The following is a 10,639-nucleotide window of genomic DNA, read 5'->3' as shown; positions in this document are numbered from 1 at the left end:
ACCCACGAGGCGTGGGTGCGGGGCCGCTCTCCTGCCCGGATGCGGGCGTGACTACTCGACGGTGACGGACTTCGCCAGGTTGCGCGGCTTGTCGATGTCCCGGCCCATGGCCAGCGCCGTGTGGTAGGCGAAGAGCTGGAGCGGGATACCCATCAGGATCGGGTCCAGCTCGTTCTCGTTCTTCGGCACGACGATGGTGTGGTCGGCCTTCTCCTGCACCTGGTGGGCGACGGCGAGGATACGGCCGCTGCGCGCCTTGATCTCCTCCATCGCCGCGCGGTTCTTCTCCAGCAGGTCGTCGTCCGGCACGATGGCCACGGTCGGCATCGCCGGCTCGATCAGCGCGAGCGGGCCGTGCTTCAGCTCGGACGCCGGGTAGGCCTCGGCGTGGATGTACGAGACCTCCTTGAGCTTCAGGGAGGCCTCGCGGGCGACGGGGTAGCCGCGCACCCGGCCGATGAACATCATCGACTTGGCGTCCGCGTACTCCGCGGCCAGCTTCTTGATCTCGTCCTCGTTGTCGAGGATCTCGCTGATCTGGGCCGGCAGCCTGCGCAGCCCCTCGATGATCCGCTTGCCGTCGGCGACCGACAGGTCCCGGATCCGGCCGAGGTGCAGGGCGAGCAGCGCGAACGCGACGACGGTGTTGGTGAAGCACTTGGTGGAGACGACGCACACCTCGGGACCCGCGTGCACGTACGTACCGCCGTCGGCCTCCCGGGCGATCGCGGAACCGACCACGTTGACCACGCCGAGCACCCGGGCGCCCTTGCGCTTGAGCTCCTGGACGGCGGCCAGCACGTCGTACGTCTCACCGGACTGGGAGACCGCGACGTACAGCGTGTCGGGGTCCACCACCGGGTTGCGGTAGCGGAACTCGGAGGCCGGCTCGGCGTCCGCGGGGATGCGGGCGAGCTCCTCGATCAGCTGTGCGCCGATCTGGCCCGCGTGGTACGAGGTGCCGCAGCCGAGGATCTTGATCCGGCGGACCCCGCGCGCCTCGCGGGCGTCCAGGTTGAGCCCACCGAGGTGGACGGTGGCGAACCGGTCGTCGATCCGGCCGCGCAGCACCCGGTCGACGGCCTCGGCCTGCTCCGAGATCTCCTTGTGCATGTACGTGTCGTGGCCGCCCATGTCGTACGACTCGGCCTCCCACTCCACGGTGGTCGGGGTGGCCGTCGTGGTCGAGCCCTCCGTCGTGTACGTACGGAAGTCGTCGGCCTTGAGGGTGGCCATCTCGCCGTCGTCGAGGGTGACGACCTGACGGGTGTGGGTGACCAGGGCGGCGACGTCCGAGGCGACGAACATCTCCTTCTCGCCGATGCCGAGGACGACCGGGGAGCCGTTGCGGGCCACCACGATGCGGTCGTTGAAGTCGGCGTGCATCACGGCGATGCCGTACGTGCCCTCGATCGAGCGCAGTGCTTCGCGGACCTTCTCCTCCAGGGTGTCGGCCTCGGAGCGGGAGATCAGGTGGACCAGCACCTCGGTGTCGGTCTCGGAGAGGAAGACGACGCCCTCGGCGACGAGCCTGGTGCGCAGCTCGGATGCGTTGTCGATGATCCCGTTGTGGACGACGGCGACCTTGCCGGCGGCGTCCAGGTGCGGGTGGGCGTTCTCGTCGCTCGGGGCGCCGTGGGTGGCCCAGCGGGTGTGGGCGATGCCGGTCGTGCCGGTGAACCGCTTGGGGACCCGGGCCTCCAGCTCGCGGACCCGGCCCTTGGCCTTGACCATCTTCAGCGCGGCGGGCTTGCCGGCCGCCGGCTTCCCGGTGATCACGATGCCCGCGGAGTCGTAGCCCCGGTACTCCAGCCGCTGCAGCCCTTCCAGCAGCAGCGGAGCCACATCACGCTTTCCGATATAACCGACGATTCCGCACATAGAGTCTCTGCCCCTCCGTCAATCCGACGCCGTACAGGTGATGCACGTGCGTGCACGTGTGCACGTGCGGGTAAGTGGGTGCCCGGCCTCAGCCGTAGACGATGCGGCGCAGCTGCCGGAGCGAGAGCTCCGGCGGTGCGACCGCCCGGTGCGGCAGCTCGGCCGCGATCCGTTCGAAGATCTCCGCGTTGACCAGGCCGCCGGACTGCAGTTCGCGGTGGCGGCGCCGGACGAAGTCGTCGGTCGTCTCGTCGAAGTACGCCAGCACGTCGAGGATCACCCGGGAGGCCTCACCGCGCTGGAGCGCGGTGCTGCGCACCAGGTGGTCAATGAGGTCGTCGTACGACGAGCGGCGTTCGAGCACTCGTCGATACTGCGGCGGAAGAGGCCGAAGCGCAACAATTCTGCCCGATATCGGGCAGGACTGCGGGCAAGCGGCCCACTTTCTGCGGTTCCCACCGGTTTCCGGGCTACGGGGTGCGGTTCGTGTGGCGCCCGGCGCGTCGCGTGCCGGACGCGGCCGCCGGGATGAATTCGGCCATAAGCCCCGGGTCGTCGGCCACGTTCCGGCATGGCCAACAGGGGGAAGTGGTCTACACCTTGACCATCCATTGGGTACGCGGTACGGATGTCGACGGTTCGGTTGGTCAGGAGATCCGCAGATGTGAACCCGTAGAAAGGGACCCGGCTTGTGAGACTGCACACGGCGCGGCGCAGTGCTCTTCCCCGTGCTCTACCCCGACTCCTCGGCTCGCTGCTTCTCGTCACGGCGGCCGGTATCTCCACCGCCTGCGCGGCCCCCACGGCATCGGCGGTGGCCGGTGGCCCGGCCGCCCTGACGCCCCGGCCGCTGGGCCAGGTAGTGCCCGCTCCGGCTTCGGTCAGGCCGGGCGGCACCCCGTACTCCATCAACGACGGCACCAGGATCCGGGTCGACGGCACCTCCGGCGAGGCCCGCAGGATCGGCGAGTACCTGGCCGGCGTGCTGCGCCCCTCCACCGGGTACGCCCTGCCGGTGACCGACAAGGACGGCGCCGACGGTATCCGGCTCCGGCTCGGCGCCCGCGACAGCAAGCTGGGCGCGGAGGGGTACACGCTGACGTCCGGGCGCGGCTCGGTCACCATCACCGCCCGGCAGCCGGCAGGGCTCTTCCACGGCGTCCAGACGCTGCGTCAGCTGCTGCCGGCCCAGGTGGAGGCGGACAGCCGCCAGAAGGGCCCCTGGAGCGTCGCGGGCGGCACCCTCACCGACGCGCCGCGCTACGGCTACCGGGGCGCGATGCTCGATGTCTCGCGGCACTTCTTCTCGGTCACCGAGGTGAAGCGCTACATCGACCAGGTCGCGCTGTACAAGATGAACAAGTTCCACATCCACCTCTCCGACGACCAGGGCTGGCGGATCGCCATCGACTCCTGGCCGAAGCTGGCCACGTACGGCGGTTCGACGGAGGTCGGCGGCGGGACCGGCGGGTACTACACCAAGAGCCAGTACAAGGAGATCGTGCGGTACGCGGCCTCCCGCTACCTGGAGGTGGTGCCCGAGATCGACATGCCGAGCCACACCAACGCGGCACTGGCCTCGTACGCCGAGCTGAACTGCGACGGCGTCGCACCGCCGCTCTACACCGGCATCGAGGTCGGGTTCAGCTCGCTGTGCGCGGCCAAGGACGTCACGTACGACTTCATCGACGACGTCCTCGGCGAGCTGGCGGCGCTGACCCCGGGCAAGTACCTCCACATCGGTGGTGACGAGGCGCACTCCACCAGCCACGAGGACTACGCGAAGATCATGGGGAAGGCGCAGGCGATCGTCGGCAAGTACGGCAAGACCGTGATGGGCTGGCACCAGCTCACCGGGGCCTCGCCGGTCAAGGGCGCGGTCGCCCAGTACTGGGGCTACGACAAGACGAGCGCCGCCGACCGGCAGCAGGTCGTGGACGCCGCGAAGAACGGCACCCGGCTGGTGCTCTCCCCGGCGGACCGGGTGTACCTGGACATGAAGTACACGGACGAGACCGAACTGGGCCTGAAGTGGGCCGGTCTGGTCGAGGTGCAGCGCTCCTACGACTGGGACCCGGCGACCTATCTCACCGGTGCCCCGCAGGACGCGGTGCTGGGTGTCGAGGCGCCGATCTGGGCGGAGACGCTGACGGACAGCGACGACATCGACGCGATGGCGTTCCCGCGGCTGCCCGGGGCGGCGGAGCTGGGCTGGTCCCCGGCGGCGACGCACGACTGGGGCACGTACAAGCTGCGGCTCGCGGCGCTGGGCCCGCGGTTCACGGCGATGGGCATCGACTACTACCGGTCGCCCCAGGTGCCGTGGCCGGCGGAGCCGGGTGCGGCGGGGTGACCTGAGTCGATCAGGCCCGTCCGGCGGTGAGGCTGCGTCCTCGACCGCCGGACGGGCCTGATCCCGTACCGGCCTGAAGTGCCCGCCGGGCAGTGAACCAGTTGCCCCCGTTATCGACCGGAACGACTGGTTCCGCCTGGCCCGGCGGTGACCGGCACGGTCAGCGGGCCTTCTTGGCGTCCTCGATGGCCTTCGCGAGGTCCTCGAGGATCGGCGCGCACTTGTCGTAGCTGAAGATCGGCTCGGTGGTGCGGGGGATGATCTGGCCGGCCTTGACGGCGGGCAGCTCCGTCCAGGTCGGCTTGGACTTCAGGGCCGCGGGCTGGAGTGCGGAGGACCGGTTGTCCATCATGATGATGTCGGCGTGGTACTTGTCGACGTTCTCCCAGCTCAGCTCCTCGAAGAAGCCCGCCGCGTTCACCTTCGGCTCGACGAACTGCACACCCAGCTCCTGGAAGTACAGGGAGTCGGCGGCCGTCTTCGCGAGCGTGACGTAGAAGAGGTCCTGGCTGGCCGAGCCGATCATGACCTTGATGTCCGGCTTGGACTTCGCGGCGGCGCGCAGCCGGGCCGCGGCCTTCTCGAACCGGGCCTTGGCGTCCGTGACCGTCTTGGCCCTCACATCGGCGCCGAGCGACGCGGCGAGGTCCTCGTGCCGTTGGATGGCCTTGGGGATCGTGGTCTCGGCTGCCCACAGCGCGACACTCGGAGCAAGCTTGAGGATCTTGTCCTTGGACTGGTCCGGCACGTACCAGAGGGCGTCCTTCTCCCACATCGCGGTGACCAGCAGCTCCGGGCCGAGCGCCGCGTACTTCTCGACGTTGAACTCGCCCCAGACGTTGCCGAGTATCTCGACCTTGCTGATGTCCAGGTCACCGGCCTGCACGTCGGCCTTGCCGTCCTTGGTCTTCGTCGGGCCGAAGACGGCCTTGACCTCGACGCCGTAGTCGTGGAGCGCTGCGGCGACACCGGTGAAGGCGACGATGTTCTTCGGGACCGACTTGGCCTCGGCGGTCTTCCCGCGGTCGTCCTTGAAGCTCCACGGACCGGAGTCGCCGCTCTTCGAGCCGGTGGAACCCGAGCTCTTCCCGTCGCTGTCGCCGCAGGCGGCGAGTACGGCACCGAGACCTACGGCGCCGCCCATGGCCAGCAGGCCACGGCGGGTGGGACGGGACGCTCGGGCAGTGCGCATGACGGGGTCCGCTTTCGTACGAGCCGGAGACCGGCCAGTGACTTGTTCGAGGGAAGGTTAGCCTAACCTCAAGGTTTGTCGACCTGTCGACGGCCCCGCCCCGGAACGACGGGCCCCACCCTCCGTCACCGGACGACGACCCCGCCGTCCGTGTCACGGGCGCGCACGGTCCGGGTCGTCCGGGGTCCGGGTCGTCCAGGAAATGCCGCTCGCCGCTTCTGTCCGTACGAAGGTGTGTACGGGCTGACTCATCCGCCGAACATCCCCCGGCAGCCGTCCAGCCCCTCCACCGTGACGTCGACGGTCCGGTGTTCCTCCCACCGGGCGCGCTCCAGCCGCAGCCGCTGGAGCGTGACGCGCTCACCCAGCAGGGCGGCGACCGACAGTCCGTTCGGCTGGTAGCCGAGCCGGCGGGAGACGCCCAGCGAGCGCGGGTTGTCGGTCATCGCCGCCGAGACGGCCGCCCCGGCGCCGAGGCCGGCGAAGGCGAGGTGGAGGGCGGCGGCGCGCATCTCGGTGCCGATGCCCCGGCCCTGGTGCGCGAGCCCGAGCCAGGAGCCGGTGGAGGCCTCGCGCGTCACCGCGAAGTCCTTCGCCATGACGTCCTGCCGTCCGACCACCCGGCCCTCGTGCAGTACGGCGAGGCTCAGCGACCAGTCACGTACCGACCAGTCGGCGATCGTGGACAGCACATGCTGGAACACCGCCCTCCCGCGCTCGGCGGGCGAGCCGTCGGTCCACGGGACGGTGAACGGCATGGTGTCCGGAGCGTGCACCCCGCCGGCGGCGACCGAGGCCAGCTCGTCGAGCAACTCCAGGTCCGGAACGCGCAGTTCCAGCCGGGGGGTGCGGATGCGGAGCCCGTACAGGGGCCAGTGCTGCGGCTTCATGGACGAACACTGCCGGGACCCGGCGGTCGCTGTCGAACGAATTGAGCGGGGGCGGCGCAGCTCACCGGCTGTGCGCCACCCCCGCTGTCACCCGCCGGGCCGGTCTCAGGCCTGCATCCCCAGCTCCCGCGCGATGAGCATCCGCTGCACCTCGCTGGTGCCCTCGCCGATCTCCAGGATCTTGGAGTCGCGCCACATCCGGGCCACCGGGTACTCGTTCATGAAGCCGTAGCCGCCGTGGATCTGGGTCGCCTCGCGGGCGTTGTCCACCGCCACGGTCGAGGAGTACAGCTTGGCGATGGCCGCCTCCTTCTTGAAGGGCTCGCCCGCCAGCAGCCGCGAGGCCGCGTCCCGCCAGCCGATCCGGGCCATGTGGGCCCGCATCTCCATGTCCGCGATCTTGAACTGGATCGCCTGGTTGGCGCCGATCGGCTTCCCGAAGGCGTGCCGCTCCGCGGCGTACTTCACCGACTCGTCCACGCAGCCCTGCGCCAGGCCCGTCGACAGCGCCGAGATGGCGATCCGGCCCTCGTCCAGGATCCGCAGGAACTGCGCGTAGCCGCGGCCCTCGTCGCCCAGCAGGTTCTCCAGCGGCACGCGTACGTCGCTGAAGGACAGCTCCCTGGTGTCCGAGGCGTTCCAGCCGACCTTGGAGTACGGGGCGGCGACCGTGAAGCCGGGGGTACCGGAGGGCACGATGATCGACGAGATGAGCGGGGCGCCGTTCTCCTTGCGGCCGGTCACCGCCGTGACCGTGACCAACTCCGTGATGTCCGTACCGGAGTTGGTGATGAAGCACTTGGAGCCGTTGATCACCCACTCGCCCGTCGCCTCGTCGCGCACGGCCGTCGTCCGGGTGCCGCCCGCGTCCGAACCGCCGTCCGGCTCGGTCAGGCCGAACGCGCCGAGCGCCTCACCCGAGCAGAGGCTCGGCAGCCACCGCCGCTTCTGCTCCTCGGTGCCGAAGCGGAACACCGGCATCGCACCGAGCGAGACCCCGGCCTCCAGCGTGATCGCCACGGAGGAGTCGACCCGGGCCAGCTCCTCCAGGGCGATGCCGAGCGCGAGGTAGTCGCCGCCCATCCCGCCGTACTCCTCCGGGAACGGCAGCCCGAACAGGCCCATCCGTCCCATCTCCCGCACGATCTCGTACGGGAACTCATGGCGCTCGTAGAAGTCGCCGATCTTCGGTGCGACCACGTCGTGCGCGAACTCCTCGACGGTGCGTCGCAGTTCCTCGTGCTCGGCGGTCAGCCGGTGGTCCAGGGACATCGGGGGTCACTGCTCCTTGTGGGACAGGGCGCGGACGGTACGGGAGGGGCTGGGTCGGCCCAGTTGTTCGGCGAGCCACACGCTGGTGGCGGTGAGCGCGTCGAGGTCGACCCCGGTTTCGATGCCGAGGCCGTCGAGCATCCACACGAGGTCCTCGGTGGCGAGATTCCCGGTCGCGCTCTTCGCGTACGGGCAGCCGCCGAGGCCGCCCGCGGAGGCGTCCACGGTGGTGACGCCGTGCTGGAGCGCGGCAAGGGTGTTGGACAGGGCCTGCCCGTACGTGTCGTGGAAGTGGACCCCGACCGTGCCGGTGGGCACCCCCGACTCGTTCAGCGCGGACAGCAGGGTCCGTACGTGGGCCGGTGTGGCGACGCCGATGGTGTCGCCGAGCGAGAGCTCGTCGCAGCCGAGGTCCATCAGCGCCCTGGCGACCCGGACGACCTGGGCGACCGGCACGGGCCCCTCCCACGGGTCGCCGAAGCACATCGACAGGTAGCCACGCACATGCACCCGGTCCGCCTTGGCGCGGGCCACCACGGGCTCGAACATGGCGAGCGACTCGTCGATCGTGCGGTTCAGGTTGCGGGACGCGAACGTCTCCGTCGCCGAGCCGAAGACGGCGATCCGGCGGGCCCCGAGCGCCAGCGCCCGGTCCAGCCCCCGTTCGTTCGGCACGAGGACCGGCAGCGCCACGTCCCCCACGTCCCCTATGTCGCCGAGCAGCGGGAAGAGCTGTTCGGCGTCGGCCAGTTGGGGCACCCACTTGGGGTGCACGAAGCTCGTCGCCTCGATCGTGGAGAGGCCGGCGACCGCGAGCCGGCGGATGAACTCCGCCTTCACCTCGGTCGGCACGACGGCCTTCTCGTTCTGCAGGCCGTCGCGGGCTCCGACCTCGTGGATCCGGACCCGGGCGGGCAGCGCCGGGTCGGCCACGGTCATCGGCAGGGTGCGGGTGTTCGTCATGCTTCCTCCCCGGCGGCGGCCACCGGGACCACCACGGCCAGTACCTGGTCCATGGCGACCGTGGCCCCGGCGGTGACATCGAGTTCGGTGACGGTCCCGGCGTGCGGGGCGGAGATGACGTGCTCCATCTTCATCGCCTCCACCACCAGCAGGCTCTGCCCGGCCACGACGTCGTCGCCGACGGCCACCTTCACCACCGTGACGGTGCCGGGCATGGGTGCGGCGAGTGTGTCCGCCCCGGCGCGGGCGGCGCCGGTCAGCGAGGCCTCCACCGGGTCGTGGTCCCGGACGTGCCAGGTGTCGCCCTCCCGGCCGAGCCAGCGGCCCTCCGAGGAGGCGGCATATGCGAACGAGTGCGTGACACCGGCCAGTTCGAGCGTGACGCGGTGGTCGTCCACGGCGACGATCCGGGCCGTCTCCGGACCGCCGGGCAGCGGCCCCATCGGCCCGCAGGTGCCCGATTCGGGGACCGGCGGCTGCGCGCCCTCGCCGACGTGGCCGAAGGTCAGCTCGGTGTCCGTGCCGCACGGGCGCAGGCCCACCTGGACGGGGTCGTGGCCGGGGATGCGGAAGTCCCGCACCGTCCGTGCCGGAGTGCCGCCCAGGCGCCAGCCGTCACCGGCCGAGAACGGGTCGGCCCAGGTGCGCGGGCCGGGGGCCGGGGCGGGGGAGCGCTGCCGCAGCAGCGCTGCCGCCGCGTACACCTCCTCGGGCACCCCGTCCGGGACCAGCGAGGCCGCCTCGCGCTCCACCAGGCCGGTGTCCAGCTCGCCCGCCACCACGGCGGGGTGGCCGAGCAGCCGGCGCAGGAAGCCCGCGTTGGTCGGGACGCCGAGGACCACCGTGTCCGCGAGCGCCGCCCGCAGCCGGCGCAGGGCCGTGGCCCGGTCCGGTCCGTAGGCGATCACCTTCGACAGCATCGGGTCGTACAGGCTGCCGACCTCACCGCCCTCGCCGAGCCCCGAGTCCGTCCGCACCCCGCCGCCCTGGGCTTCGCTCAGCGCCAGCACGGTGCCGCCCGAGGGGAGGAAGCCGCGCGCCGGGTCCTCGGCGCAGATCCTGGCCTCGACGGCGTGCCCGGTGAGCGTGATGTCGTCCTGGCGGTGGGGGAGGCGCTCACCGGCCGCCACCCGCAACTGCCACTCCACCAGATCGAGGCCGGTGATCAGCTCGGTCACCGGATGCTCCACCTGGAGGCGGGTGTTCATCTCCATGAAGTAGTACGAGGACGGGTCGTTGCCCGGGACGATGAACTCCACCGTGCCCGCGCCGACGTAGCCGCAGGAGCGCGCCGCCTGCACGGCTGCCTCGCCCATCGCCGCCCGGGTCCCCTCGTCGAGCAGGACGGACGGCGCCTCCTCGATGATCTTCTGGTGGCGGCGCTGGAGCGAGCACTCGCGCTCGCCGAGGTGCACCACGTGGCCGTGCCCGTCGGCCAGCACCTGGATCTCGATGTGGCGGGGCCGGTCGATCCACCGCTCCACGAGCAGCGTGTCGTCGCCGAAGGAGGAGCGGGCCTCGCGGCGGGCCGCCGCGATCTCGTCCGCGAGGAGCGCCTCGTCACGGACCAGCCGCATGCCCTTGCCGCCGCCGCCCGCCGAGGGCTTCAGCAGGACCGGCATCCCGATCTCCCGCGCGGCGTCGGCCAGTTGGCCGTCGGTCAGCTCGCTGCCGGTGGAGCCGGGCACCACCGGGACGCCGGCGGCGGAGACCGTCTCCTTGGCCCGGATCTTGTCGCCCATCAGGGAGATCGCGGTGGCGGGCGGCCCGATGAAGACCAGCCCCGCCTCCGCGCAGGAGCGGGCGAAGGCCGCGTTCTCCGCGAGGAAGCCGTAGCCGGGGTGGACGGCCTGCGCGCCCGTGCGGCGGGCCGCCTCCAGCAGCCGGTCCGCCGAGAGGTAGCTCTCGGCGGCCGGTGCGGGGCCGATCCGTACGGCCGTATCGGCCTCCCGTACGTGCCGGGCGTCCGCGTCCGCGTCGCTGAAGACGGCGACCGAACGCACCCCCAGCTCGCGCAGGGTCCGGATGACCCGGACCGCGATCTCGCCTCGGTTGGCGACGAGAACGGTGTCGAACATCGTCATCTGT

General features: G+C 71.1%; 8 protein-coding genes. 1 reads left to right on the top strand and 7 read right to left on the bottom strand.

Annotated features, from left to right (window positions below):
• Positions 1-51 precede the first annotated feature (51 nt).
• Together glmS and ACFVJX_RS32650 are read right to left on the bottom strand one after the other, a co-directional pair.
• Positions 52-1,881 carry a glutamine--fructose-6-phosphate transaminase (isomerizing) gene (glmS, locus tag ACFVJX_RS32655; protein WP_384135398.1) on the bottom strand — a complete coding sequence of 610 codons (1,830 nt, stop codon included), beginning with the start codon at positions 1,879-1,881 and terminating at the stop codon, positions 52-54.
• Between the two features lie 88 nt (positions 1,882-1,969).
• The gene (locus tag ACFVJX_RS32650; RefSeq protein ID WP_384135396.1) at positions 1,970-2,245 is read right to left on the bottom strand and encodes a hypothetical protein; all 276 of its coding nucleotides are present in this window, start codon (positions 2,243-2,245) and stop codon (positions 1,970-1,972) included.
• A 327-nt stretch (positions 2,246-2,572) separates the two neighbouring features.
• Here ACFVJX_RS32650 and ACFVJX_RS32645 point away from each other — a divergent pair, with 327 nt between their 5' ends.
• Positions 2,573-4,234 carry a beta-N-acetylhexosaminidase gene (locus tag ACFVJX_RS32645; RefSeq protein ID WP_384135393.1) on the top strand — a complete coding sequence of 554 codons (1,662 nt, stop codon included), beginning with the start codon at positions 2,573-2,575 and terminating at the stop codon, positions 4,232-4,234.
• A 160-nt stretch (positions 4,235-4,394) separates the two neighbouring features.
• Here the strand turns inward: ACFVJX_RS32645 and ACFVJX_RS32640 are convergent, their stop codons facing one another.
• The 5 genes from ACFVJX_RS32640 to ACFVJX_RS32620 all read right to left on the bottom strand — a co-directional run bounded on the left by ACFVJX_RS32640 (position 4,395) and on the right by ACFVJX_RS32620 (position 10,629).
• Positions 4,395-5,426 carry an ABC transporter substrate-binding protein gene (locus tag ACFVJX_RS32640; protein WP_384135390.1) on the bottom strand — a complete coding sequence of 344 codons (1,032 nt, stop codon included), beginning with the start codon at positions 5,424-5,426 and terminating at the stop codon, positions 4,395-4,397.
• Positions 5,427-5,674: 248 nt separating this feature from the next.
• Entirely contained in the window at positions 5,675-6,316 is a 642-nt protein-coding gene (locus ACFVJX_RS32635; protein WP_384135386.1) for a GNAT family N-acetyltransferase, read from the bottom strand.
• A 105-nt stretch (positions 6,317-6,421) separates the two neighbouring features.
• On the bottom strand, positions 6,422-7,588 hold the full coding sequence (locus ACFVJX_RS32630; RefSeq protein ID WP_384135383.1) for an acyl-CoA dehydrogenase family protein: 1,167 nt from the start codon (positions 7,586-7,588) through the stop codon (positions 6,422-6,424).
• A 6-nt stretch (positions 7,589-7,594) separates the two neighbouring features.
• Positions 7,595-8,551 (bottom strand): hydroxymethylglutaryl-CoA lyase, encoded by a 957-nt coding sequence (locus tag ACFVJX_RS32625; protein WP_384135381.1) that lies wholly within the window; start codon positions 8,549-8,551, stop codon positions 7,595-7,597.
• On the bottom strand, positions 8,548-10,629 hold the full coding sequence (locus ACFVJX_RS32620) for an acetyl/propionyl/methylcrotonyl-CoA carboxylase subunit alpha (protein WP_384135378.1): 2,082 nt from the start codon (positions 10,627-10,629) through the stop codon (positions 8,548-8,550). Before ACFVJX_RS32620 ends, ACFVJX_RS32625 begins: the two co-directional genes overlap by 4 nt.
• Positions 10,630-10,639 lie beyond the last annotated feature (10 nt).

It is taken from the genome of Streptomyces sp. NPDC127177 (assembly GCF_042672475.1).
Lineage (GTDB): Bacteria > Actinomycetota > Actinomycetes > Streptomycetales > Streptomycetaceae > Streptomyces.
This window is presented reverse-complemented; position numbering and strand designations above follow the sequence as displayed.

Bases quoted from the DNA above. Each gene is read 5' to 3' on its own strand.
- glmS (WP_384135398.1), bottom strand. From the start codon at position 1,881: ATGTGCGGAATCGTCGGTTATATCGGAAAGCGTGATGTGGCTCCGCTG.
- ACFVJX_RS32635 (WP_384135386.1), bottom strand. From the start codon at position 6,316: ATGAAGCCGCAGCACTGGCCCCTGTACGGGCTCCGCATCCGCACCCCC.
- ACFVJX_RS32640 (WP_384135390.1), bottom strand. From the start codon at position 5,426: ATGCGCACTGCCCGAGCGTCCCGTCCCACCCGCCGTGGCCTGCTGGCC.
- ACFVJX_RS32630 (WP_384135383.1), bottom strand. From the start codon at position 7,588: ATGTCCCTGGACCACCGGCTGACCGCCGAGCACGAGGAACTGCGACGC.
- ACFVJX_RS32620 (WP_384135378.1), bottom strand. From the start codon at position 10,629: ATGTTCGACACCGTTCTCGTCGCCAACCGAGGCGAGATCGCGGTCCGG.
- ACFVJX_RS32625 (WP_384135381.1), bottom strand. From the start codon at position 8,551: ATGACGAACACCCGCACCCTGCCGATGACCGTGGCCGACCCGGCGCTG.